At 49.3% G+C, this 23,922-nt stretch carries 23 protein-coding genes and 1 riboswitch; of the genes, 14 read left to right on the top strand and 9 right to left on the bottom strand.

Features of this window, described 5'->3' with window-relative positions:
* Window positions 1-470, bottom strand: a 470-nt coding sequence (locus AACR41_RS01525; RefSeq protein ID WP_030008124.1) for a hypothetical protein, incomplete at its 3' end; no start/stop codon positions are given.
* Window positions 471-846: 376 nt separating this feature from the next.
* On the opposite strand from AACR41_RS01525, the gene AACR41_RS01520 reads away from it, so the two are divergent.
* The 11 genes from AACR41_RS01520 (at window position 847) to AACR41_RS01470 (ending at window position 10,355) form a co-directional block, all read left to right on the top strand.
* On the top strand, window positions 847-1,122 hold the full coding sequence (locus AACR41_RS01520; protein ID WP_030008123.1) for a hypothetical protein: 276 nt from the start codon (window positions 847-849) through the stop codon (window positions 1,120-1,122).
* Window positions 1,123-1,372: 250 nt separating this feature from the next.
* Complete coding sequence (locus AACR41_RS01515; RefSeq protein WP_084150034.1) at window positions 1,373-2,113, top strand: SH3 domain-containing protein; 741 nt, start codon at window positions 1,373-1,375, stop codon at window positions 2,111-2,113.
* Between the two features lie 209 nt (window positions 2,114-2,322).
* Window positions 2,323-3,675, top strand: coding sequence for a cytochrome P450 (locus tag AACR41_RS01510; protein ID WP_030008121.1), 1,353 nt, complete (start codon window positions 2,323-2,325; stop codon window positions 3,673-3,675).
* 98 nt (window positions 3,676-3,773) lie between these two features.
* Window positions 3,774-3,875, top strand: coding sequence for a DUF433 domain-containing protein (locus AACR41_RS16505; RefSeq protein ID WP_397427766.1), 102 nt, complete (start codon window positions 3,774-3,776; stop codon window positions 3,873-3,875).
* Between the two features lie 376 nt (window positions 3,876-4,251).
* Entirely contained in the window at window positions 4,252-5,754 is a 1,503-nt protein-coding gene (locus AACR41_RS01500) for an energy transducer TonB (RefSeq protein ID WP_223209970.1), read from the top strand.
* 65 nt (window positions 5,755-5,819) lie between these two features.
* On the top strand, window positions 5,820-6,725 hold the full coding sequence (locus tag AACR41_RS01495) for an MORN repeat-containing protein (protein WP_030008119.1): 906 nt from the start codon (window positions 5,820-5,822) through the stop codon (window positions 6,723-6,725).
* Between the two features lie 118 nt (window positions 6,726-6,843).
* Complete coding sequence (locus AACR41_RS01490) at window positions 6,844-7,818, top strand: FecCD family ABC transporter permease (protein ID WP_030008118.1); 975 nt, start codon at window positions 6,844-6,846, stop codon at window positions 7,816-7,818.
* On the top strand, window positions 7,815-8,852 hold the full coding sequence (locus AACR41_RS01485; protein WP_030008117.1) for a FecCD family ABC transporter permease: 1,038 nt from the start codon (window positions 7,815-7,817) through the stop codon (window positions 8,850-8,852). Before AACR41_RS01490 ends, AACR41_RS01485 begins: the two co-directional genes overlap by 4 nt.
* Before the next feature lie 3 nt (window positions 8,853-8,855).
* Window positions 8,856-9,671 carry an ABC transporter ATP-binding protein gene (locus AACR41_RS01480; RefSeq protein WP_030008116.1) on the top strand — a complete coding sequence of 272 codons (816 nt, stop codon included), beginning with the start codon at window positions 8,856-8,858 and terminating at the stop codon, window positions 9,669-9,671.
* 103 nt (window positions 9,672-9,774) lie between these two features.
* Entirely contained in the window at window positions 9,775-10,017 is a 243-nt protein-coding gene (locus tag AACR41_RS01475; protein WP_030008115.1) for an AbrB/MazE/SpoVT family DNA-binding domain-containing protein, read from the top strand.
* 11 nt (window positions 10,018-10,028) lie between these two features.
* On the top strand, window positions 10,029-10,355 hold the full coding sequence (locus AACR41_RS01470) for a type II toxin-antitoxin system PemK/MazF family toxin (protein ID WP_152551036.1): 327 nt from the start codon (window positions 10,029-10,031) through the stop codon (window positions 10,353-10,355).
* Between the two features lie 62 nt (window positions 10,356-10,417).
* On the opposite strand, the gene AACR41_RS01465 is transcribed toward AACR41_RS01470, so the two are convergent.
* The 6 genes from AACR41_RS01465 to AACR41_RS01440 form a co-directional block, all read right to left on the bottom strand.
* Entirely contained in the window at window positions 10,418-10,954 is a 537-nt protein-coding gene (locus AACR41_RS01465) for a hypothetical protein (protein ID WP_030008113.1), read from the bottom strand.
* Window positions 10,955-11,018: 64 nt separating this feature from the next.
* Entirely contained in the window at window positions 11,019-11,912 is an 894-nt protein-coding gene (locus AACR41_RS01460; protein ID WP_030008112.1) for an ABC transporter substrate-binding protein, read from the bottom strand.
* A 59-nt stretch (window positions 11,913-11,971) separates the two neighbouring features.
* Window positions 11,972-12,349: a VOC family protein gene (locus tag AACR41_RS01455; RefSeq protein WP_030008111.1), complete on the bottom strand. Its 378-nt coding sequence runs from the start codon at window positions 12,347-12,349 to the stop codon at window positions 11,972-11,974.
* 113 nt (window positions 12,350-12,462) lie between these two features.
* Window positions 12,463-15,111, bottom strand: a complete 2,649-nt coding sequence (locus AACR41_RS01450) for a TonB-dependent hemoglobin/transferrin/lactoferrin family receptor (protein WP_030008110.1) — start codon at window positions 15,109-15,111, stop codon at window positions 12,463-12,465.
* A 103-nt stretch (window positions 15,112-15,214) separates the two neighbouring features.
* Complete coding sequence (locus AACR41_RS01445; RefSeq protein ID WP_030008109.1) at window positions 15,215-16,048, bottom strand: ABC transporter ATP-binding protein; 834 nt, start codon at window positions 16,046-16,048, stop codon at window positions 15,215-15,217.
* Entirely contained in the window at window positions 16,045-17,004 is a 960-nt protein-coding gene (locus AACR41_RS01440) for a FecCD family ABC transporter permease (RefSeq protein ID WP_223209969.1), read from the bottom strand. The genes AACR41_RS01445 and AACR41_RS01440 overlap by 4 nt, the downstream gene beginning before the upstream one ends.
* Before the next feature lie 577 nt (window positions 17,005-17,581).
* Here AACR41_RS01440 and AACR41_RS01435 point away from each other — a divergent pair.
* Window positions 17,582-17,779, top strand: a complete 198-nt coding sequence (locus AACR41_RS01435; RefSeq protein WP_030008107.1) for a YgaP family membrane protein — start codon at window positions 17,582-17,584, stop codon at window positions 17,777-17,779.
* Between the two features lie 54 nt (window positions 17,780-17,833).
* Window positions 17,834-18,367, top strand: a complete 534-nt coding sequence (gene petC / locus AACR41_RS01430) for a cytochrome b6-f complex iron-sulfur subunit (RefSeq protein WP_030008106.1) — start codon at window positions 17,834-17,836, stop codon at window positions 18,365-18,367.
* Between the two features lie 313 nt (window positions 18,368-18,680).
* On the opposite strand, the gene AACR41_RS01425 is transcribed toward petC, so the two are convergent.
* Complete coding sequence (locus tag AACR41_RS01425) at window positions 18,681-19,961, bottom strand: NAD(P)/FAD-dependent oxidoreductase (RefSeq protein WP_030008105.1); 1,281 nt, start codon at window positions 19,959-19,961, stop codon at window positions 18,681-18,683.
* Between the two features lie 361 nt (window positions 19,962-20,322).
* Window positions 20,323-20,402: riboswitch (Fluoride riboswitch) on the top strand.
* Between the two features lie 99 nt (window positions 20,403-20,501).
* Here AACR41_RS01425 and AACR41_RS01420 point away from each other — a divergent pair.
* Complete coding sequence (locus tag AACR41_RS01420) at window positions 20,502-22,118, top strand: cation:proton antiporter (protein WP_030008104.1); 1,617 nt, start codon at window positions 20,502-20,504, stop codon at window positions 22,116-22,118.
* Here the strand turns inward: AACR41_RS01420 and AACR41_RS01415 are convergent.
* Entirely contained in the window at window positions 22,115-23,731 is a 1,617-nt protein-coding gene (locus AACR41_RS01415) for an alpha/beta hydrolase (RefSeq protein WP_223209968.1), read from the bottom strand. The two genes, AACR41_RS01420 and AACR41_RS01415, sit on opposite strands and share 4 nt — an antisense overlap.
* Window positions 23,732-23,922 lie beyond the last annotated feature (191 nt).

The raw sequence follows: 23,922 nt of genomic DNA, 5'->3' as shown, positions 1-23,922 counted from the left end.
AACCGCAACCAAGGCAAACCATAGGCCAGCAAACTCACCAAGATAATCAGCCCCACCATGACGAGAAACACAATAAAACCTGCCTCTGGATCAAACAGCCAAAAACCGCCGCCAATAAGCAATGCCCAACACGCAACGATGAAGACTAAGGGCAATTTTTCGTCAATTTGTTCTTGACGTTCCCTATCGAGGTACTGGGCCCATTCTTGCGGTTCGTAGGTCCAGTGGGCCATGAGATTTGTCCCGGCAATTACCCGATCCAGAAGCACCGCATTGCGCCAAAATATCAAGAGCGTGACCAAAGCAGAGATGGCGAGAAACAGAGCGCCGAAAGTAATGGCAAAGCCCCCATCCATCCCATCAAGCTGAATCAGGGCGGGCAAAAACATTAAGGCGATCGCCCCAGCCAAAACAACACCAGCGCTGACTACCACGGGGTAGAGGGGATTGGGAATCGGTTGTGATTTCATTAGGCCGCCTATCAACCCAAAGAAGTTTTGTATTTTTGTAGACCAAAAGTTTTTTTGAATAGATTATTTTGGCCCGTAACTTAACCCCTGATGCTAATCCTATTCTACTGAAATCTACAGAATGTAGATAAGCTCAAGGGTTGAAGGGATCCAATCGTTGGATGGAGCAACGATGTTATCTACGCTTAAAAAGCTTACATGTCTGTCAGGTTGTCAAGCTTTAACGCAGCAAAATTAACATTGCGTTACAATTTAGCCAAGGCGAAAATATCAATACCCCCTAAAAATCGAGAATCACGATCCTCGCTACGAGAATTGCAACTGACTCAATATTTACGGCGATCGCCTTTACTGACAGCTACTGGTTTACCGACTCATGTTTCCTAACCTCCTCAATGCCACCCAAGAATACTGGCGCAAGCTAGATGCCCTGGAAGCACGGTATCAACAGGGAGAAATTTCGCTACAAGAAGTTGATGCAGAAGTAGCCAGACTAATGCGAGAGTTAGGCGATGAGCGACGCCGCAGCCTACGTAGTTTTAAAAATATGCTGCAAGGGTGGTTTCGTGATCAAAAGGAATTCGTTTACGGATTGCTCCTAGTTGTCGTTGTTGCCTATGGCTGGGTCATTTCGACGACACAATTATCCTAAAGCGAATCCCGAAGTCCAAAGCGATATTTTGGATCCCATGGATGGCATTTAAAATAGAGTTATGAGTGCCACAAACCATCGGTTGTCTAGATTGATTTTTCTATGCGGCTGTCTATACGTTTTAGCGAGTTGTCATCATAGATTGCCCCAGGAAAACGCGTACCCAAATTTAAAGCTCTCAGAAACAACCGAAACGTCTTCTAAGGAAATTATTAGGGGCCAAGCTGATTGGCAAACCCGTCTGCAAAAAATGGGTGCAAAAGCAGAAGATATTTACTACATCAAATTCTATAAGGATGCCGCTGGTCGAATGCATGGCAAAGTGACCAGAGATTATGGGGGCAGCGAGGTGGTTTTTGAACTGGGACTCATTTCCTGGGCGCCAGAAACAGTACAGCTTGCAAGGCAAACCAAGCAGCAATTTGGTGATGTGATGGGGGCTCACTTTAACATCCATGGTCTACAAAAAAGGACATCCTTGGGAATCCAGAACTTTATGCAGATCCATCGTGGCTTTGCGCTCCATGCCCCTATCTGGGGAGAAGGCCCTCTGCAACATAACGGTTTCATTGATCCCAATGGCCATGGCTGTGTTCGCGTGACAGAACACCAACGTCTCTATGATTTAGCGAAAAGCCTAGAGGGCTATTTGGCCTATGGCCAGGGTCTACCTATTTTGGTCGATTATTCCGTCTTCATCGACACTGACGCGGTTGTACCGTCAACGATCCGATCTCTCCTACCCGCTAATCTGCCAACCTGGTGTGCAATTAATGTTTCCGCAGATGGAGGTCTAGGCCGCGTTCGAGTAGAACCGTCTACCGATTCTACGATTGTCCAAGAACTCACGCGAGATGCGAAGGTAAGGGTTGAGGAGAAGGTGATGGGTGAAAATGTCAATAATGTAACGGATTGGTATTTTGTTACCTTTACCCTCGGCGGCCCCCAGGCAGGTTATATTCATGCTTCACTGCTTGATTGCACCCGATAGAAGGACAGTTTTTTCAACACTGTATCTTGTGAGGGGGTTGCCATTGGAAATGAATTTATTTGAAGGTGCTGGTTAGGATACGGTTTGTAAAACCAATGAGGCCAATGAGGGCGGCAGATCTGCTGTCTTATCTGGAAATTTACAACCACAGGGCAATTTGTTACCTTACCTAATGGCTTGATAAATATACGATTCTTTGGCGATCGCCCATGACTTCCCCCAGTAAACTGCCCTTACCTCCCGGAAAATTCGGTTTGCCTGTAATTGGCGAAACCATTGAATTTTTCACAGACCGTAATTTTCAAAAAAAGCGATTAGAGAAGTATGGTGACGTTTTCAAAACAAATATTTTTACCAAACCCACGGTGGTAATGGTTGGGGCAGAGGCCAATGAGGTGTTGTTCCGCAACGAAAATAAATATGTCAAGGCAACCTGGCCAAAAAGTACCCGGATTCTCCTCGGTGCCGATTCCCTCGCTACCCAGGAAGGTGGTATTCATAGTTCCCGGCGGCGCATTATCTTTCAAGCATTTCAGCCCCGCGCCCTAGAAAGTTATATTCCCACCATCGAAAAAATTACCCAGCGTTATCTCACGGAATGGGAGCAAAAACAGGAATTTGCTTGGTACGACGAACTCCGCAAATACACATTTGACGTCGCCAGTACCCTATTTATCGGCAAAGATGGCGGTGCGGAAACGCCCTTAGCGAATCTATTTGAGGAATGGGTTAAAGGATTATTTTCCCTACCGATTAATCTTCCCTGGACGGCCTTCGGTAAGGCGATGAAGTGTCGGCGAAAACTGCTGCGCGAGCTAGAAATGATTATTGGCGATCGCCTGAAAACCTACGATGCCAATGCAGAACCCACCGATGCCCTTGACCTACTGATTCGGGCGAAGGATGAAGACGGTAATTCCCTTTCCATCGATGAACTGAAGGATCAAATCTTGCTCCTATTGTTTGCTGGTCACGAAACCCTTACTTCGTCTCTGGTGTCTTTTGGATTATTGGTCGGACAGCATCGCGATGTTTTTGAAAAAATTCGTGTAGAACAAGACACATTAGGCATTAAAAATGGGTTAGATATGGCGACGCTTCAACAGATGACTTACCTGGATCAAGTTTTCAAAGAGGTTTTACGACTTGTCCCCCCAGTGGGCGGTGGTTTCCGGGAAGTAATCAACACCTTCGAGTACAAAAATTTCCAAATTCCTCAAGGTTGGGCGGTTCAGTATCAAATTGCCCAAACCCATAAGGACGAAGCCCTATATCCTGACCACGAAAAATTTGACCCGGAGCGTTTTTCACCGGAACGTCTGGCAGATAAACAGAAAAAGTTTGGCTTTATTCCCTTCGGTGGCGGTATGCGCGAATGTATTGGCAAAGAGTTTGCCCGTCTAGAAGCAAAAATTTTGGCATCGATGCTTGCCCGTGATTATGACTGGGAGTTATTACCTGACCAAGACCTATCGATGCAAGTGATTCCGACGCCATTGCCGAAAGATGGTTTACAGATACGCTTTTATCGACGGAAAGAATCTTCATCAACAACAGCATAGTGCTATTCCCAAGAGAAACGAACGACCAGGACATCATCCCCTAGAGCTAGGTAAACACAGTAGTAAAGCCCGTGTCCGGAGCATGAGTATCACTGTCTTTGGCATCTGGCGTGACTCAACAAGAAATCCTTTACGATTTCCTCCACCTAACAGAACAAGATATTCTCGCTTGTCTTAACCCTGTCGCTGACCGGGAATAAAGAACGATGACGATTGTGGTATGGAGCTACTTTTGCAAGATCTGACTAAGGCGATCGCCTCTTAATCTTTAGTGACTTTGCTCACATCTTACGTTTCAGAAAGATACCAAAACAAAATAAGCTTATTTTATTGAAAAAGATTTAAAGTAGTTCAAAAGTAGTTTAAATGATGACTTATCAGTCAATTGATGCCTAGAAACCCTCCTAGAACGCCATTGTCCTAAAAGCCTTTGGGAACAGAGACAATATCTCCGAATTACCCAAAAGCCAGTAAACCGCTTAAAATGAAATCCCTTTTATTGAAATAGATTCTTATTACTGATAAGCTGTAGATTGCTTTACAGTAACTTTGCAACTGATGGTAAGGAAAGCCCCCATGAGTATGTCTGACCTTTGTCAGCAAGAGCGGCAAAATGAACAAGAAGTCCTGAAAAAATGGTTGGCCTGCGGGTTGACAGGCTCTGTTGTCCTCCACGCAGGGGCTTTGTTAGGGTTGCGCTGGTTACCCCCGGTAGAAACGGTCTCTACGGAACAACCGCCCTTAGAATTTATCGTCACTGAAACGCCGCCTGTTGAAGAGCCGGAAGTCACGGAAGAAACACCTCCAGAACCCCTGGACACTCTGCCAACATCTGCGGCAACTCCGAGTGTGCCTGCTCCAAGTGCAGTGACCAATAGCCCTGTGCCAATCCCCCAGCCAACCGTAACGGCTGCGGCTCCTACAGTTCGCCCCCAGGAAGCACCGCCAGAACCCCAAGTTCAGGAAACGACCTCTGAGCCAGAACCCCAGGAATCTGCGTCCGAACCGGAATCTCAGGTGTCCGAAGATGCCCCTGCTCCCCTATCGCCTGAAAATTCAAACCCATTGCGGGGTCAACTACAGGCCGCCGCATCAGGAGCCGAGCGCAATGCCACCACAAAGCCTGGGAGCACGGCAACCGGAGCGAACCGTTCTAAGCCAACCAGTCCTGGTGTTTCCTCCGCCCCCCTTAGTGCAGCCAATAATGCAGGTCTCCGTGGCAGCTTGCAGAACGAAAATCGCCAAGGTAATCCCAACACAAGCAGTAGCGGTAGGCCCGGCAATCAAACAGCAGCCCAACGGTCTGCCCCAACTCGCCCAAGCAATAATCCCCCTGCGGCCCCCGTCGCTTCTGGAGCCGGTTGTTCTGCCCCCAGCCAACCGCAGTTTCCTGCTTCCCTTGCCTCTAGGGGAATTGAGGCGAGACCTGTGGTTGAGGTGATTACAGGTACAAATGGCAGTGTGGCCCAAGCAAGAATCCTGCGCTCTAGTAATTACTCAGCCCTTGATCAGGCGGCCCTCTCCGCTGCCCGGGGCATTCGTTGTCCCAGTGGTGAACAGCGGCGGGTACGTTTAGCGATTAACTTTGCGCAACCGGGCACTGACTTTGAACGGGAGGCTAAACAGCGCCAAACGGAAGCAGAGGAGCAACGCCAAGCTGAACTGGAACGGCAGCGACAAGCCAAGGCCGAACGTCAACGCCAGGCGGAATTAGCGCGCCAACAACAAGAACAACAGGAAAATCAAGCCCAAGAACAGCAAGCCGCTCAAGAACAACAGGCCGAAGCTGAACAACAACGTCAAGAACAGAATCAAGCAGCCCAAGAACAACAACGCCAGGCGGAAGCCGAGCAACAAAGACAGGCCGAGGCCGAACGACAGCAACAAGCAGAAGCGGAAAGGCAGAGACAGGCGGAAGCTGAGCGCCAACGTCAGGCAGAATTGGAGCGTCAAAGACAAGCTGAACAGGAAAGACAACGCCAGGCTGAGCTTGAGCGTCAGAGACAGGCCGAAGCTGAACGGCAGCGTCAACAGCAACAACAGCAACAGGCGGTACCCACATCGGAAACGGGTGGTTAGGTCTGATTGGTTCGTATGTTTTGAGTCATTACTTTATTTGAATATTTGAAGATTGCAATTAGATTATGGTCATTTATAAGACATTTTTTTCTTTGGGTTTAGCAGCTTTAGGCACTCTCTCTACAGGGGCGATCGCCAATGCAGTGACTATCTCTTTACCGAATGGTGGCCAATGCGAAGGGGAACTGGTGGAAGGTCAACTTCAGGGCCAGGTTACTTGTGAATATGGCAATGGCGATCGCTATGAAGGCGAATTTGTCGCGGGGCAAAAAGAAGGGGAAGGAATCTACACTTTTGCGACGGATGGCCGCTATGAAGGGGAATTCCAAGGTGGACAGATCCAAGGTGAAGGTATCCGGGAATATGGCAACGGCGATCGCTACGAAGGCGAGTTTGCAGCAGGACAACCCCATGGCCAAGGCACTTTTACCACTACCGATGGCGGCAGCTATACTGGCGAATTTGTTGCCGGGGTACCCAGCGGTGAGGGGACTTTCACCTACCAAAATGGCGATCGCTGTACAGGTACAGTTGTAGAGGGAAATCTCACGGGGCCGGGTTCCTGTGAATATAGCAATGGCGATCGCTATGAAGGCGAGCTAAAAAACGATCTCCCAGATGGGGAAGGAACATTTACCTTTAGTGATGGCAGCCAGTACACCGGAGCAGTGGCCCTCGGCGCAATTACCGGCCAAGGGGTTTATACCCTCGCCAATGGCAATGAATATGCTGGCGAATTTGTGGGTGGTAACTTTGTGGGCCAAGGCACTTTTACTTACCAAAATGGCGATCGCTGCGAAGGGGAGTTTGCCGATAATCTGCTCAACGGCCAAGGGGTCTGTGAATATGCCGATGGCGATCGCTACGAAGGCAATTTTCAAAATGATCTTTACCAGGGGGCCGGTGTTTACATCTTCAGCGATGGCACGCGCATTGAAGGCACCTGGGATGAAGGGGAATTAGTTGAATAATATTCCTATTTCTGATTTTTTCTAAGGCTTGTCCTATGCCGTTTCGGTTGATTTTTCGATTGTTGTGACCCAAACCAATTTTTTTTCCGCTTTATTTTTACCTCGATCGATACGTCTCATGGGAGGTTTATTGATCAGCTTTGCCCTACTTCTGGTGAGTTTTTTGGCTAGTCTGAATTTTGGGGCGGCGGATATTTCTGTGGCAGAAATTTATGGGTCAATTTTTCAGTTTGATGGGTCAACGGAACAGCTTGTGATTCGGACAGTCCGTTTACCGCGATCGCTCATTGCCCTGGTGGTCGGTTCAGCTTTGGCCGTTGCAGGGAGCCTGATGCAGGGGATTACCGGAAATCCTTTAGCTTCGCCGGCGATTTTGGGGGTAAATGCGGGGGCTGCCTTTGCGGTGGTGTTAGCGACGTTAATCGGTGGGGGGACTTCTCTGAATCTCTATGCCGGATCTGCGCTTTTTGGGGCCGGTTTAACGGCGGTTTTAGTCTATGGCTTTGCGTCCCTGGGTCGGGGTGGGGCTTCGCCGCTCAATTTGACCTTGGTGGGAGCCTCTTTTACCGCTTTTCTCGCGTCCATGACCAGCGGCATTTTAATCGTCAGTCAACAAACCCTAGATCAAATTCGTTTTTGGTTAGCGGGTTCGGTGGCCGGTCGAGATCTTGATTTACTTCTCCAGGTTTTGCCCTATTTAGTGGTGGGTTTATTGCTTTCTTTGAGCCTCGGTAAACAAATTACGTTGCTGAGTTTGGGGCAGGATATAGCCCAGGGATTGGGACAAAATACCCTCGTGATTAAGATCCTGGCGGCGGTTTGTGTGCTGCTGTTGGCCGGGGGGAGTGTGGCGATCGCCGGGCCGATTGGTTTTGTAGGACTGATTGTGCCGCACATGACCCAATTTTTGGTGGGGACGGAATACCGCTGGATCTTGCCCTACGCAGCGGCAATGGGCGGAATCTTACTGCTCTTGGCGGATATTGTGGCGCGTTTGTTGTTTCAGCCCCAGGAATTGCCCGTTGGCTTGGTGATGCCCCTCCTTGGTGCGCCGTTCTTTATTTATTTAATCCGGGTCAAGGTGAAACGATGAATAAAACGCCCCTCACTGTGCGACCGCAATTTTTGCCCGTTTCGTTGCAGTTAGACCGCCGGGTGCCCTTGGCGATCGCCTTTTTATTCATAAGTACCCTCGCGGCGATGATCATCAGCTTGGGCGTGGGGGAATTTTTTATTCCGCCCCTGGGAATTCTCCAGACGCTACTGGGTTTTAACGGCGATAGTGACGCCAGCTTTGTGCTGCTGACCCTGCGTTTGCCCCGAATTTTAGTGGCTTGGCTGGTGGGGGTGGGATTGGCGATCGCCGGGACAATTATCCAGAGCTTAACCCGTAATCCCTTAGCGGAACCGGGCATTATCGGCATCAATAGCGGTGCAGCCCTGGCGGCGGTAAGTTTAATCGTGATTTTCCCGGGCGTGTCTGTGGCGGTATTACCCTTGGCGGCCTTTGGTGGTGCCTTGGCGGTGACGGTGTTAATTTATCTAATCGCTTGGCAGGGGGGCAGTTCACCCTTGCGGCTCATTTTGGTGGGCATTGGATTTAATTTGATTGCGGCGGCCCTGACCAATTTGCTCGTCACTTTTGGCAACATCAATCAAGTTTCCCAGGCGTTGGTGTGGCTGGCGGGTAGTGTCTATGGGCGCAGTTGGGAGCAGGCGATCGCCCTCGTACCGTGGATCGTGATTGGCAGTAGTGTGGCTTGGCTCATGAGTAAAGAATTAAACGGCTTTCATCTCGGTGATGATCTCGCCCAAGGTTTAGGGGTTTCCATCGAGGTGCGACGGGGATTATTAATCTTGGTCAGTACGGCCTTGGCCGGGGCATCGGTAGCCACGGCGGGGGCCATTGGGTTTGTCGGTTTAGTTGCACCCCACATTGCGCGCCAGTGGGTTGGCAATGTTCACCAAGGATTATTGCCGACTGCGGCGTTGATGGGCGGCTGCTTGGTGGTGGTGGCTGATCTGATTGGTCGCGTTGTTTTTGCGCCCTTGGAATTGCCCTGTGGCATTATTACCGCGATCCTCGGTGCCCCCTATTTTCTCTATTTATTGATCAAGCAACGTTAAACCATGAGCCAACTGAGCGCGAAGCAACTCACCTTAAATTACGGCAAGAAGACAATTGTCGAGCAGTTTAATCTGGCGATTCCTGCTGAAAAAATCACGATTTTAGTAGGGGCGAATGGCTCAGGAAAATCAACGCTGTTGCGGGGTTTGGCGCGGCTACTCCCCCCAAAACAGGGCAATATTTATCTCGATGGTAAGGCAATTCAAAAGTATTCTAATCAGGCGATCGCCAAACGACTGGGCATTCTCCCCCAAAATCCCACGGCCCCGGAAGGGTTAACGGTGCGCGATCTCGTTGCCCAGGGCCGCTACCCTCACCAGACTTGGTGGCAGCAGTGGTCAAAGGAAGATGAATATTACGTCGAAAAAGCGTTGCAAATTACGGGAATGCAAGAATTTGCAGACCGGGATCTGGATACTCTGTCTGGTGGTCAACGGCAGCGGGCTTGGATTGCGATCGCCTTGGCGCAAAACACTGACATTTTATTACTGGATGAACCGACAACTTTCTTAGATTTGGCCCACCAAATTGAAGTTTTAGATCTGCTGTTTCATCTCAACCGCACGGAGGGTAAAACCATTGTGATGGTGCTCCATGAGTTGAATTTGGCTTGCCGTTATGCGGATCACCTTGTGACAATTAAAAACGGCAAACTCTACAGCCAGGGCCACCCCAGCGAGGTGATGACCCAAACGATGGTGGCGGATGTGTTTCGGTTGCAGGCGGAAATTATCCCCGACCCGATCACCCACACGCCGATGTGTATTCCGATTTCCCAAGGCGATCGCCTCCTCGTCAAAAATCATCAGAAATATTAGGCGATCGCCTCTATAGAAAACAGGTCAGCTTTAGCACTAACGACTTTGATAATGATCGTGTTGTATACTCAATGTATAAACACTGTATTTGGAGATCCCCCACATGATCACCCAAAAAATCACGAAATGGGGCAACTCTTTTGGTATTCGTTTGCCTCAATCCATGCTCCAGCAATGCGGTTGGCAGGAAGGGGAACAGGTGACGATATCAATGGAAAACAACCAAATTATTTTGAGCCTTGCTCGACCAAAATATAGCCTTGCGGAATTACTCAAGGATGCAAAACCTGAAGCACAGCATTCTGAAGTGGATTGGGGGGAAGCCCAAGGAGAAGAGTCTTGGTAAAAATTAACGGTATGGTTCCTAAGCGGGGGGATATTATTTTTCTCGAACTGAATCCCCGCACAGGTAGTGAACAATCAGGTTATCGTCCGGCGATCGTGATTTCTCCTGAGGAATATAACCGTATTTCTAATCTGACCCTAATCTGTCCAATCACGAGTAAAGAAAAAGGCTGGGTGTTTGAGGTGAAACTTCCGCCTAATCTCAAAACCCAAGGCGTCATCCTGGTCGATCAAATCCGGGCGGTGGACTGTCGAGCCAGGAAAGCAAAAATTGTGGAACAACTTCCCCTTGACACTCTTAATGACGTACTCGCGAGGTTAGAGCCTCTTTTGATTTAGGTCTGTCCTGTTCTACCAAAGTTTTCAATCAAAATTCACCTGACCTCGCTAACTGTAATCCCCTAAATGAGTTGCAGCGATCGCCGAATCGCATCACATTGCTCTGGGTCATACTGCCAACGTTGCAAAAAATCTTGGTAATCCCCTGAGCCAGCTTCGAGGGTTTGCAGCAGACGTAATCGCTCATTTCTAAAAATGACATTGCGCTGTTCTAGTTGTTTGAGGAGATTCAAAGAGCGTGTTTTGACCCGTTCCGAACCCTGCTGCTGGTTAAAATCACCGTTGCGTCGGTGGGCGATCGCCATGGCCGTAGACATCGCCACATTTTTCACCAAAATCTCGTAGATATGTTCAGCCACCTGGGTAAACCCGTCCAGGAAAATCGCTGGCGGTTGATCCGCAAGGGGGCTATTGCCCGTTAAATAACTCACAAAAAAGCCCCGCACTCCATCCCGGTGACTCAACAACGCCTGTATCTGCGCCAGAATTTCCGCATCCGTTAATTTTTGGGATTCAACCTGTTCGAGCCAGGTTTGGGTAAAGGCGATCGCCTCTGGGAAAGAAAGGGCGTTGAGATCTGTGACGTTTAAAGCAGTCATGGGATAAATTTGTCCAAAATCGTGGAATTTTTACAAGACGAACAAGGCCGAGTGGGGGCAGTGCCTAGGTGATACTTTGGAGCTTTTCGCAGGTGCTTTGAATTGCCTCAAGGCCCCCCGGATTTACCAAGCCATAATAATCAAAAGTATAAATGCGATCATTTTTCACGGCTGCTAAGTCCTGCCAAAAAGGAGCCGATTTGAGCTGATTGATCGAATCGTCCCCCACATCCACCATGATTAACATTTCAGGGTTAGCGGCCAAGACTTTTTCGGGGGAAAGGGTGACATAACCCTGCTGGGGACTATCACCCTGGAGATCGGCGACGAGATTATTTAACTGAAACCGTTGCAAAAGATCCCCGGCCCAACTCTCCTTATTAGGAGCAAGCATCGGCTGATTACTCACTAGAACAAGGGTCGGATCGTCTGGAGAAGCACCTTGGGGCACGCATTGAGCGTAGCTTTCGAGGAGTGGCGTTGGGTCGGTTTGGGTTTTTTCGGCGAGGGTCTGAGTTAATGCTTCGAGTGATCGCCAATCGGGGACAGCGGTGGCGAGGGTTTGAATGCCCAACTCTTCTAATCTTGCCAACACTTGATCATGGAATCCCGTTGCGCCAACGACTAAATCCGGTTTGAGGGCGACAATTTTTTCGAGACTGGGGGGCGTTTGCCCTTCGCTGACCGTGGGCAGTCCCGCAAAGGTGGGGTTGTTTGCCAATAAACGGCTTCCCGGAATTCCCACTAATTTTTCTGCATCGAGACGGGCAATAATATCCGCTGACAGGGAAGTGAGGGCGACAATTTTGGTGATCGTTTCCGGTTCGGTGGTTGCTGCATTGCTAATCTCTGGGGCAGTTGGGGCGATATCCGCAACATTCGATGAACTTTGGCTGCAACCGACCATTAACAGCAACAAGGACAGGCTTAGGCAACGTTTAAAATAGGGCATTTGCATCGTAATTCAATTAGGAGAACTAAAAAAACCGTGGGGTGTGGGGCGGCGAAAGAAAGGAGTTATTTTGAAACGGTAGAAACAGCAACCGGTTGCAGGAGACTAATTAACTGCCCTTGGGGACTCCGCACTGCGGCCACTTTGCCAAAGGAGGGTTCCCGCACACGACCTTCGAGGCTGCCACCGAGGGCTTCGAGTTGGGCGATCGCCCCGTACACATCCGCTACACAAAAACTAAGAATTGGTGTGCTGCCCGTTTTTGGCGGTTCTGCAACACTGTGAAAAGCAATGGTGGTGCCATTGGCTTCTACTTCCCCCCAGGTGGGACTCTGGGCTTTAATCGGTAGCCCTAACCCCCGATGGAAAAAGTCAATAGCAGCGGCCACATCTTCAACCATCAACATGACGTGACGAAATTGAGCAGTAATCATTTCAGACATGGATTGTCTCCAATAGGTAAACAACAAAATTGAGTAAAAACAACGAAACGAAGAGCGAGCGATACAGCAAAAACATAGCGATTGATCCCTGGAAAATTAGGGTGAAACCAAGCTTAGAATTGCCACGTCAACCCAGCCCGCAGACTAATTCCCGGTTGGGCATAGCGGGCAATATCAACGGGTTCTGGCGAATTCAAGAGGGGCCGGACGTCGGAATAGAGGAAATATTGGTTGTTAAATAGATTAAAAATCCCCGCATTCAACTTGAGATTGGGATTGATGTTGTAATAGCCCAACAGATCCACCACGGCATAGCCCTCTGGACTGTAGGAACCCGCCGGGCGATCGCCCCGGAGTCGAGGTTCACCGACCAAGGTGGCAATGAGATCTGTACCCCACCGATCTTCCTTTGCTCGATAACGTAGTCCCAATACCGCTTTGAGGGGTTCTACGCTTTCAAGGGGTTCATCATCTTCTAGGTCATCCCCCACCGTGAGGCCCAAACTACCGATCACACTAAACCCATGGGATTGCTCACTAAAGCGATATTCCCCGGCCAATTCGACACCGTAGGTGCGGGCAGCACCCACATTTTGGGATTGGAACAAATTCACCAAATTGCCGTTGATGAGTGTTGTACCTGCATTGGCAAAGGTTTCAATAAAATTTTCGTAATAGCTATAGAAACCCGTCACACTAAAATTCCCCTGGGGAAAATCACCACGAATTCCTAATTCAAAGGTGTCGCTGGTTTCCGGTTTGAGATTTGGATTAGCTAGGGTTTTATAGCGAAAGAAAGGACTGGTCAAATTTGTAAAGCCCGCATTGATTTCACTGTACAAAGGCGATCGGAAACCCCGAGCGTAACGACCAACTAGGGCAATTTCTGGAGAAGTTTGCCAAACAAACCCTAGGTTAGGGGAAAGGGCAGAATCACTAAAGTCAGCAGCTTCGGCATCGGGACTGTTGCGTTGGTAAAGCTCGTCAATAGTAGTATCGAGGCGATAGGTGTCATAGCGCAGACCAGGCAAGAGAGTAAAGGTATCCGAAAGGGCCATTTCATTTTGCAGATAGACCCCAAAGCGGGTCGTTTCCGAATCTGGGAAATCTTTTACCGGGAAATTATCGCTACCTACTTGATTGGTCGTGGAGGTGACATTGCCGGCGCTATCAAAGCGAGTTTCTAGGCCATCTCTGGTTCGCTCATTATTTGTCTTTGATAAATCGAAGCCATAGGTCAAACGGTTATCAATATTGCCCCAACGGAAATTACTTTGGAGCTGTACTTCACCGCCAAACAGTTCGTCGGTAAAGGTATTGCTGAGATTACGGAAACGTCGTTCTGTCCCGGCAAAATTTAAAAAGTCCTGGGTGCGCAATTCATCAACACCAGCATTTTGGTAGTAAATTTGCGCCTTGGCATTGTCAATGAAGCCTCCTCCGTCGGGGTTATCGTAGAGATAGGCAAGGCTGTATCGTTCGCGGTAGGAATCTGCTTCGAGGGTTTCGTTTTGACCTTGGAACCCCATGGGACCCTGGAGAAGCGGAGCAATAATGGGCGCTACCTGGAATTCATTGGTGCTGCGGAAAATTTCGGTGGTGAAGGCCAGGGTAGAATTTTCACTGAGCTTGAAATTTAACTTCCCAAGGAAATTATCGCGATCGCCATAGCGGTCATCGACAAATTCATTTCCTTCGGGGAGGCGGGCCTTAAATCCGCTGCGTCCGGTATAGCCAATTAATGCTTCAAGGGAATCGGCTCGGAAGGCGGTCACTGCGCCATAATTGAGGCTTTTGTCGGTGGTTTCAAAGCCAGTGGAGATCCGCGTAAAGTTATTTTTATCGGTTAAAGCGAGGAGATCGCTGGGATCAATGGTTTGGAAACTAACTACCCCACCAAGGGCATCACTGCCATAGAGGGCAGAGGCCGGGCCGCGAATGATTTCGACCCGTTGCAAGCTATCGAGATCCACATAATCTCGCCCCAGGGCCGGGGTGCCAAAGGTAAATTGAGTTGGGATGCGAATACCGTCATTGAGAATCAGCACCCGATTGCCGCCAAGGCCGCGAATGTTGACATCTTGCAGGCCATAGCGTCGATCATTTCCCACAGAAACGTTGGGTTCGTAGCGCACCAGATCCCGCAGATCCTGGACGAGATTATCATCAATTTCTTCGGCATCAATGACACTAATCGAGCCGGGGGTACGACTCACCAGGCGTGGCGATCGCGTGCCCAATACCGTAATTTCGAGTTCTTCGACGGGCATCGCATCTAGAGCTAAGGGCATTTCCGTCAAATCTGTCATATCGTCCTTGGTCGCAATGGTAGCCATGGTTTCGAGGGAGACAGCGGTTGTGGGTAATTCCCCTTGACCCTGGACAATAATTTCTAGGCGATCGCCTCCCTGTTGTGCCACTGTAATGGCGGCAATATCGGCGGTTGGTGCGGTAAATTGCCAAGTTTGACCATCAGGTAAAGCGAGGATGGCGGGTTCGATGGTTGCGACCAGATCTGTTCCCCGCTGAATAAAGGGCTGACCAGGCAAGGTTAAGGGCTGCCCCGCCGCCGTTTCGAGAATGATATTGACACGATTGGGTCGGGTGTCGAGGCGAATTCCAGTGATGGTAGCTGGTTGGGCTTGGGCCAACTGGTTCGTTTCCGGATTTGTTTGGGCGATCGCTTTGTCCGGGGACATCCAAAACATCAACGGCACCAAGCCACACAACGCCAAGCTATAACGCAGAGAAGAACGTTCCATGAATAAATAAATTAATGAGTATAAATAGATGTAATTAGAACAAATAGAGCACGATCTGATGTAGAGAAAGACCAAACTAGAGAGAGAGTAGTGGTGTCTGTAATTAAACCGAGGTTGGCCCTAAAACGCAGACTTGTAACCCTACGGGGGTCGGCATTGTCACCGCTTCTACCCCAAAGCCAAACCGCAGATTTTCTGGGGTGATCACCGCAGCGGGTGTCCCTAGGGCAAAGAGTTTGCCGTCCTTAATCATGGCCAGGCGATCGCTGTAACGGGTCGCCAAATTGAGCTCATGGAGAACGGTGACAATGGTCAAATTTTGCTGGCGGTTTAACTGCTTAAGCAGCTCCAACAGTTCCAGTTGGTAATGGATATCTAAAAAAGTCGTCGGTTCATCCAAGATGAGAATCTTTGGCTTTTGGGCGAGGGCTAGAGCCAGAAAAGCCCGTTGACGTTCCCCGCCAGACAGTTGCGCCACAGGGCGATCCGCAAAAGGTAACAGTTGAGTTTGGGCTAAGGCTTGATGAATTTGGGCCTGATCCGCCTCGCTGTATTCCCACTGCCACCAGCGCTGGTGGGGGGCTCTCCCTAAACCGACCAATTGCCGCACCGTTAAGCCCATCGGAATCCGGGATTGTTGGGGTAAAATCGCCAGACTCCGGGCAATTTCCTGGGGCGATCGCCGCTGAATTGCTTTGCCATCCAAGCGCACTACCCCCCGTTGGGGTTTGAGAATGCGACTGAGAAGTCGGAGTAGAGTGGATTTTCCCGACCCATTGCCCCCCACAATGGTCAGCCATTCCCCTGGATGAACCGTTAAATTGACATCCTGAACAACCGACCTTTTGGTATAGCCCCCAAACAGATGCTCCCCTTCAAGCAAAGATGACCATGAAGATTCTGGCGGTTGTACCTGTAATGCCTGTGATAATGTCATGCCTGAGCCTCCCGACCCCGCCGATAAAGCAACGCAATGAATAAGGGTGATCCCAATAGGGCTGTGACGGCTCCCACGGGTAATTCCACCGCCCCAGAGCGAGACAGCAGATCCGCCAAGGTGAGAACCCATGCCCCAGCCAGGGCCGAGAGGGGTAAAATCCAGCGGTAGTCAGCCCCTACCAAGAGCCGTACCCCATGGGGCACCACCAAACCCACAAAACCAATAAGGCCAGAAATACTCACTGCACTGGCCGCCAATAAGCTGGCAATGCCGCCAATCAGTAACCGCGATCGCCCTAGGGAAACCCCCAGACCCACCGCCGCATCATCACCGAGGTTCAGCAAATTTAAAGACCGTCCCAATAGACAGCCGACAATTAAGGCCACACTTAGATAGGGCGCCACCAAGCTCAAATCCTGCCAACCACGACCATTGAGGCTACCGATTAGCCAATTGAGGGCCGCCTGGATGCGACTATCATCCGCCAAAAGAATGAGGGTGGTTTGCACTGCTCCAAACAGAGAACTTACCGCCACCCCCGCCAGTACCAGACGTTCTACCGACAGACCGCCGCCCACATAGCCGAGGCCATAGACTACCGTTGCGGTGACCAAAGCCCCCAGCCAAGCCCCCAGGGGAATCCAAATCGCCAGGACATTGAGGGTAATAAAGGCGATCGCCACTAAACCAGCCCCCGCCGAAATACCGAGGATAAACGGATCGGCGAGACTATTGCGGAGTAACCCTTGGAGGAGCGCACCGGATAACCCCAAAGCAGCCCCCACTACCAAGGCCACCACAATACGAGGTAACCGCAAGTCCCAAATAATCGTTTGAAACATCGGGTCTCCCTGATGTCGCAACGCTTGCCAAACTTGATCTGGCCCCATGGAGACGGCCCCCTGACATAGGGCAACAATACTCGTAATTACCACTAAGACAGCAAGTAGCACAGATGTCCACGCAATCCGCTGTTGAGAATAATCCTGAATTGAAAACTGAAAACACCTAAGCATCGATCTAAATAGTTGAAATTTAATAGCAAAAATTAAAGTCCACTGATAAACAGCCCAGAAATATTGACTGGGCCTAGGACGTTTTAAAACCTTAGAAAAATAACCGTCGATGACTTAACTGAAATAAAAACCCCATGGCCCATTAACCGCGATTGACTAATGTCATGGGGTTGATGACATCTCCCTGAAGTTGCAATTAATTAGCATTAACCTAGAGACTTTAGTGGATCATTCTTGTCCTGTCAAGCAAACTACTAGAAATCTTTTTCAATTAAAGCTGGATCGACATCACTAGCTGCCCAAGTCAGGTCAGAACAAGATTTAAGGCGTTTTGCGCTGAATTCTGCTTGGGCAAGTGGACAAACCAAAACAAGCTAAAAATATTGACTACATAACTAATTAGCTTTATATTGATAAATAGGTCAGATGTCAGCCAAAAACAATCTCAATATGTTCGCAAGAGACTTGGCTCCATCGGCTCTATTGCTCAACCTTTCGGTCGGAGATCAACAAAATGTTTAACAATGTTGGCACTGGCGATCGCCTCATTCGCCTTTTATTCGCAAGCGTCCTGGCTTACTTGGGCTTGTTTATCTACAGTGGCTCTGTCCTCGGCACTGCTTTGGTGGCCGTTGCCGCTGTGCTGACGATAAGTGCAGTGTTGGGTTCTTGTATGCTCTACGGTTTATTCAAGATCAATACCCGTCAGTAGTCTCTATTTTGTTTAGCAATTCAGCAAATTTTATTGAAGAAAGGAGCATTATTCATGGAAAATAGTTTGCCCATCGATAGCCCTTCCCTTTCCCGGCGGCAATTATTAAACTTTCTCACAGGTGCAGTGGTTGCCAGTACCATTGGCCCCGCCCTTTATCCCGTCGCAAAATTTTTTAGTCCCCCTAAAGAAGTGGGAGCAGATGGATCAATTCTTGCCAAAGATATTAATGGCAATTTAATTCCAGCAAGCCAGTTATTGGCCGAAGCACCAGGCACAAGAGCCCTAGTCGCCGGGTTAGCCGGGGAACCCACTTATCTCACAATCCAAGAGGACGGGACCCTTCATCCCTGGGGTATTGTCGATAACTGCACTCACCTGGGTTGTACTTTTCCGTGGAATGAAAATGACGACCAGTTTCAATGTCCCTGCCATGGTTCCCGCTATGATGCCGAAGGTCGTGTGATTCGCGGCCCAGCACCCCTTCCCCTACGGCTTGCCCACATCTATTTAGAGGGAGATTATGTCCGCATTGCCCCTTGGGTAGAACTTGATCCACGTACTGGCAAAAAACCCTGGTGGGTCTAATGACTTTCGGTTTTTAAAAACTTTCCTGCGTGCAATTCAGCACAGTTAAAAGATGCTCAAAAAGTTAAATTTTGCATCTCAACTAAAACTGTGCTCTTTTCATTTCTCAAAACAATTTCAGTTAAGCAATCAAGTACGAATTTAAACACACATTTATTAAGTAAGTCTAATCCGCTAACTGCATTATTGAAACTGAATTAAAACACTAACTTTTTCTTTTTTAAAGGCTCTATTAATAAAAATTTTAGCCCCTGGGAATATTATCCTAGATTTCGATTTTCCCAGTATTGAAAAGACAAAATTTTCACTGCACTTAGTCTGGAGGAAGGGGACGCACAAGCTGTAACCCCAATGCCTTTAAGCCCAGTTTCTCAAACCAAGGTATCGTTAGACCCCAACGCATTTTCGTCAGGAAAAACAGTTCAAAAAGGGTTTTGCTCCAACTCACCCACCGTCCTTCGAGGGCGACACAGCGGCGACGTTTGACCATGCCTGGCTCCCGCTGTACCGGATCGGCGATGAAGATAATGCCGCGATCGCCAAAATCACTCATGCAAATTGCGGCGAGAGTCGCCGTGACCGGAGCACCCAGATTGGAGTTAAGCTGTCGGGCAATATTGTGGGCGGCGGCCATCCCCATCGCCTCCGTCATTTGTCCCGTTTTCGGTAGACCCGTGGGAATCGGCGTGGCTTCATGGGGCGTTAGCTCAACAATCACCCCCGCCGCATACACGGAATCGAACGCTGGATGTTGATAGGTGGGCAAGACGGGAATAAACCCCTGGGGATTGGCGATCGCCGGACAGTCCCGCAAAAAAGTAGGCCCCTGGAACGACGGCAAAACCATACTGTAGGCAAAGGGTAGCTGTTCCCCATCCGCCAAACAAATCATATCCGGTTTAATGGCGGTAATCTCAGCATTGGCACGGGTCGCAATATCCTGTTGCTGGAGAACCTGCTCGACCAATTCCTGCGAGTGGGCCATGCCCCCAATCCCCAAATGACCCAAATAGGGTTCTGAGGTGACCAATGTGATCGGTACCTGCTCCCGCAAACCCAACCGTCGCAGTTGCCAATCTGCCAACAGCGCAAACTCATAGGCCGGGCCAAAACAACTGGCCCCCGGTGCTGCCCCTACGACCAACGGGCCTGGATTTTGGATAAATTTTTCCCAAGCTTGGTGGGCAAGCAGCGCATGGTGGGGATTACAAACTGACTGGGTAAAGCCTGTCTCCGGGCCGAGACCCGGTAAAGCATCGAGGTTTAAAGCTGCGCCCGGTGCGATCACCACATAATCATAGTCAATTCTTTTTGCGTCTGACCCAACCAAAACATACCTTTCCTGGGGATTAATCTGCTGCACAGCCCCCTGTACCCAATGCAGACCATGGCGACGGGCCAACGTTGGCAAGGGTAATTGCACCTGATCCAATCTTTTCAGACCAAGGGCCACCCAGGGCAAAGAAGGGATAAACGTAAAGTGGGGTGTATCAGCAATGAGGGTAACAGTGTGGTCGGTAGTCAACAGGTGCCTCAGTTCATAGGCCGTCGGCAGACCACCAATACCAGCACCGATTACAACAATATGAGCCATGCAATTTAGGAGGATGCAGTGAGTTTGGCGAGGACAAATCAGGTAGAAACTAGGTGTTTATCCAAGCTTAATTTGCGGGGGGCAATACCCAGGGCCAAGCCAATAAATTCAGTGTGTATAGAATGGGCTGCTTACCACTTACATTGTAGGCTCTCTCACTGTCTGGTTGATGGAATTCTAAGTTTGTTAAACAGTAATGGACAGACAAAAACGACTGGACGGACGGTGCGGATTTTGTTCGCCTAAAAATTAATCTCACCAGTGCCGTAACCCACTGCAACAAGATTAATCTCTAAGTTTTTCGAGGATTTTGGTGCAGTAGACTTCCTTAGGGTCAATCAGTCAGTTTTTGTGATATAAATTTAGCGATGGTGATGGAGCTCACCGAAACCGCCCAGGATTTTTTTAAATTGCGCCTCGGCTAATGGCTCCTACGCTTCCGACTTGTGGTGAAGCAGTAGGGCTATTTTGATCTAGGCTGCACTAATCTTTTTCGCTACAAGTCACGTTGATTAACCACCCTAACGACAACGTGATCCCATGTTAGAGAGTATTATTTGGATTCTTTTACTCGGTTTTTTTGGGGGGCAAATCGCCCAACGGCTCAGGATTCCGGCCCTGGTAGGAATGGTGCTTGTTGGCATTATTCTCGGCCCCCAGGTGGGGAATGCGATCGCCCCAGAAGTTTTAGCGATCGCCGCTGATCTGCGGACAATGGCGGTGATGGTGATCTTGATGAAAGCGGGTCTCGGCCTCGACCGGGAGAAATTAGCCCAACAGGGTAGTGTTGCCCTCCGCCTCGGTTTTTTACCTGCGACCTGTGAGGCGATCGCCATTATGCTGATTGCGGTGCAACTTTTCCAATTTGATTGGGCGACGGGGCTGTTGTTGGGATGTGTGCTGGGGGCCGAATCACCGGCGGTGATCGTCCCAGGAATGCTGCGGCTAAAGAGTCTCGGTTGGGGCGTCAAAAAAGGGATTCCCGACGCAATTTTAACGGGGAGTGCCCTGTCTGATGTGCTGTTGCTATTAGTGTTTAGTCTGTTGTTAGCCTTTCTCACCCAAACTACGGCGACAGGGGCGACATTAATCGGCGGTCTCAGTCTCAGTCCCTGGCAATTGCTGCCACTGCAAATTGTGACTCAAATTAGCCTCGGCGTTGTCCTCGGTTGGGTGACGGCGCGCCTGTTGGTTTCTCTGTTAGCGCGACAAAATTGGACAGATAATGCGGTGCAAGATGGGTTGATCGCCGCTGGTGTGGCGCTACTGTTGGTCATTGGGGCGGAATATTTACCGATTTTCTCTGGTTATCTGGCGGTGATGGGGACAGGTTTTTTCTTAATTGAGTTAGATGCACCTTTGGCCCGTCGTCTGCGGGGAAGTTTTGATAGTCTGTGGGCGATCGCCCAGATTATTCTCTTTGTTTTGCTAGGGGCCAGTATCCAATTGGATGTCCTCGGTAATACGTTCTGGCTGGGTCTCTTGGTGTTAGGGGTCGGTACTTTGGGGGGGCGATCGCTCGGCTGGTATCTCTCGACCCTGGGGAGTAACTGGACTGGGCGAGAGCGACTTTTTTTGCTGCCTGGTAACTCTGCCAAAGCAACGGTGCAAGCGGCCATTGGAGCAATTCCCCTGAGCCAAGGCGTTGCTGGTGGTGAAATTATCCTCGCTTTATCGGCCCTCTCTATTTTGGTGACAGCTCCCCTCGGTGCCTGGGCAATTCCCACCTTTGCCCCCAAACTCCTCGAACGGGGCGACATTGACCCGACTAAAGTTTCTGTGAATCGCCGCACTGTCCTCCTGGCTGCCGTAGATACATCGCCCCTGGCCCAGCAAATTTTAATCAAAACCGCTGAATTGGCCCGTCGTAGCGATGCGGAGGTGATTGTTCTCCATGTGATTCGCACCGATAACCCGGCTGAATTGCAACGGCTGCGACAACAAACCCGCCGTAACCTTGCAGACATCCGCTATCAGTTTATCGCAACCCCTGGGCCAGTCCCCGCAACGATTATGGATATTGCCCATACCCATCAAGTGAGCGAAATTATTATGGGTAAACGCAACCATCACCCGCCCAATAACTTGCTGATCGGTTCGGTATCCCAGGCCATTTTAGAAAAAAGCCCTTTACCTGTGGTGATTATTGAAGCCTAATTAATATCGATCTGATTTTCTTGTTTGAATTCGGCGATCGCCGCTTCTAACTCCGGCAACGAATCTTGGGTAATCATGAACGTTTTAAATTCCTCATTTTGACTGAGGTACTGCCCATAGGCCGGATCTAAATAAGCACGGTACTGGTCATCCTCTGCCGTGTAAACCTGGAAAAATGCGAGGGCGATCGCCTCACTATAATCATTCAACAGTTGGGGGCTCGGTAGATTCAAACGGGGAATGCGATCAAGCAAACCCGTAATCCCTAGATCGAGGCGAGAAATATCCACATGGGCTTGACCCTCCTCCAGGATTAAATATTTTTGCTCACTGCGAATCCACGGAAACGAACGCACCTGCTCAAAAATAAAGGGCGTCGCCGGATCATAGCTCCCTGCCACCACCGCAATGGGAATCTCAATTTGACTTAACGCCGCTTCCCCAAAAATACTGGCATTAACCGGATTTGCCGCAATTACCGCCTGGATCCGTTGATCCCGAAAATTATAATTCTCCGGAGAAAGCTGCAACGCCCGACATTGCAACAACAACGCATTATTAAAAATGCCCCACTCCGCCGCACAATCCTCATTTAACTGCTCAAAATTTGGCGTCGGAAAAGCCCCGGCCACGGCCAAAGCTGTATAACCACCGTAGGAGTGACCGTAAATACCCACATTTTCTAAATCCAACCGTCCCCCAAACTCAGTGTCATTGCGCCGTTCCAACTCGTCCAACGTAAAACTAATATCGAGGGGGCGATTCACAAATTCCTGCAAATCAGACACCTGGCGCTGGTAACCCACTGCAAATTCCTCCAGATAGGCCAAATCGCTCCCCGGATGTTGCGGTACCACCACCACAAACCCATAACTGGCCAAGTGTTGCGCCAAATTACGATGCTTTTCGGGGGCAGAGGCTAACCCATGGGAAATCAAAATAACAGGCACTTTCTCCCCCAAAGGTTTTTGAGGACGATAGATCTGGGCATAAAATTGGCGATCGCGTTTTTGATCAGCCAACTGCCACGTCTCCATCTCCACAGCGAACATTCCCATCTTTCTCAAATCAGGGCGTTGCCCATAATCAGCCACCGCCGCAAATTTTGCCTCCTGCTTAGCCAATTGTTCAACTTCCTCAATAAACCGTTCTGTTCCCGCTAGAATCGTGGAGACATTTTCCGCAAAACCAAATAATTGTTCTAAATCAACCTGAACATCAACCCCCAAATTATCCAGAACATTTAATAACGTCAGGCCATTTTCCTCAAAGGCAGATTTAATAATTGCTCCCCGCAGCGCGTACTTGCCATTACGTCCTCCACGAATATTAACCACTTGACCAAAAGATTCTAATAACCTTTCCCCTTCGTCGGTTTTTAAACTACGAGCCAATAGCACCGGATCAATTTCAATTTTTCGGGTGAGAGCCGTTTGCAGTAATTGACGTTCTTCTGCATCTGCCCCCACAATATCCAAGTAAAATTTTAGGTCGAGGGGAACATTCCCCGTTGCAGCAAAATTTTTCAGGGAGTCAATCTTTAAAGATTCCATCAGTGGGCTGTAGATAAAATAAATCTTTTCAGCGGCCTGTGATGATGCGCCCAAAGCCATAATGGGAATCAATCCCAAACCTAGACTAAAGATCCAAGATGTGATTTTATTTGCCTTTTTTCCCACAATTGTCACCCTGTTGATTACTACATAAACTACCGATTATAAATATCGATATCTCAGTACGGGACAAAAAGCTTGAAAAGAATAAGAGAGAGGGTTTGATCGAAATAAGCACAAATCAATTCTAA

The organism is Picosynechococcus sp. NKBG042902 (assembly GCF_963864045.1).
Classification (GTDB): domain Bacteria; phylum Cyanobacteriota; class Cyanobacteriia; order Cyanobacteriales; family MRBY01; genus MRBY01.
Note: the sequence above shows the minus strand (reverse complement) of the source record. Positions and strands in the feature narration are given on the sequence as shown.

Excerpts from the sequence above, each read along its gene's own strand:
- petC (WP_030008106.1), top strand. The coding sequence starts at position 17,834 with ATGGAAAATAGTTTGCCCATCGATAGCCCTTCCCTTTCCCGGCGGCAA.
- AACR41_RS01480 (WP_030008116.1), top strand. The coding sequence starts at position 8,856 with ATGAGCCAACTGAGCGCGAAGCAACTCACCTTAAATTACGGCAAGAAG.
- AACR41_RS01420 (WP_030008104.1), top strand. The coding sequence starts at position 20,502 with ATGTTAGAGAGTATTATTTGGATTCTTTTACTCGGTTTTTTTGGGGGG.
- AACR41_RS01470 (WP_152551036.1), top strand. The coding sequence starts at position 10,029 with ATGGTTCCTAAGCGGGGGGATATTATTTTTCTCGAACTGAATCCCCGC.
- AACR41_RS01445 (WP_030008109.1), bottom strand. The coding sequence starts at position 16,048 with ATGACATTATCACAGGCATTACAGGTACAACCGCCAGAATCTTCATGG.
- AACR41_RS01460 (WP_030008112.1), bottom strand. The coding sequence starts at position 11,912 with ATGCAAATGCCCTATTTTAAACGTTGCCTAAGCCTGTCCTTGTTGCTG.
- AACR41_RS01455 (WP_030008111.1), bottom strand. The coding sequence starts at position 12,349 with ATGTCTGAAATGATTACTGCTCAATTTCGTCACGTCATGTTGATGGTT.
- AACR41_RS01425 (WP_030008105.1), bottom strand. The coding sequence starts at position 19,961 with ATGGCTCATATTGTTGTAATCGGTGCTGGTATTGGTGGTCTGCCGACG.
- AACR41_RS01515 (WP_084150034.1), top strand. The coding sequence starts at position 1,373 with ATGGGTGCAAAAGCAGAAGATATTTACTACATCAAATTCTATAAGGAT.
- AACR41_RS01500 (WP_223209970.1), top strand. The coding sequence starts at position 4,252 with ATGAGTATGTCTGACCTTTGTCAGCAAGAGCGGCAAAATGAACAAGAA.
- AACR41_RS01520 (WP_030008123.1), top strand. The coding sequence starts at position 847 with ATGTTTCCTAACCTCCTCAATGCCACCCAAGAATACTGGCGCAAGCTA.
- AACR41_RS01435 (WP_030008107.1), top strand. The coding sequence starts at position 17,582 with ATGTTTAACAATGTTGGCACTGGCGATCGCCTCATTCGCCTTTTATTC.
- AACR41_RS01495 (WP_030008119.1), top strand. The coding sequence starts at position 5,820 with ATGGTCATTTATAAGACATTTTTTTCTTTGGGTTTAGCAGCTTTAGGC.
- AACR41_RS01465 (WP_030008113.1), bottom strand. The coding sequence starts at position 10,954 with ATGACTGCTTTAAACGTCACAGATCTCAACGCCCTTTCTTTCCCAGAG.
- AACR41_RS01485 (WP_030008117.1), top strand. The coding sequence starts at position 7,815 with ATGAATAAAACGCCCCTCACTGTGCGACCGCAATTTTTGCCCGTTTCG.
- AACR41_RS01450 (WP_030008110.1), bottom strand. The coding sequence starts at position 15,111 with ATGGAACGTTCTTCTCTGCGTTATAGCTTGGCGTTGTGTGGCTTGGTG.
- AACR41_RS01490 (WP_030008118.1), top strand. The coding sequence starts at position 6,844 with ATGGGAGGTTTATTGATCAGCTTTGCCCTACTTCTGGTGAGTTTTTTG.
- AACR41_RS01510 (WP_030008121.1), top strand. The coding sequence starts at position 2,323 with ATGACTTCCCCCAGTAAACTGCCCTTACCTCCCGGAAAATTCGGTTTG.
- AACR41_RS01475 (WP_030008115.1), top strand. The coding sequence starts at position 9,775 with ATGATCACCCAAAAAATCACGAAATGGGGCAACTCTTTTGGTATTCGT.
- AACR41_RS01415 (WP_223209968.1), bottom strand. The coding sequence starts at position 23,731 with ATGGCTTTGGGCGCATCATCACAGGCCGCTGAAAAGATTTATTTTATC.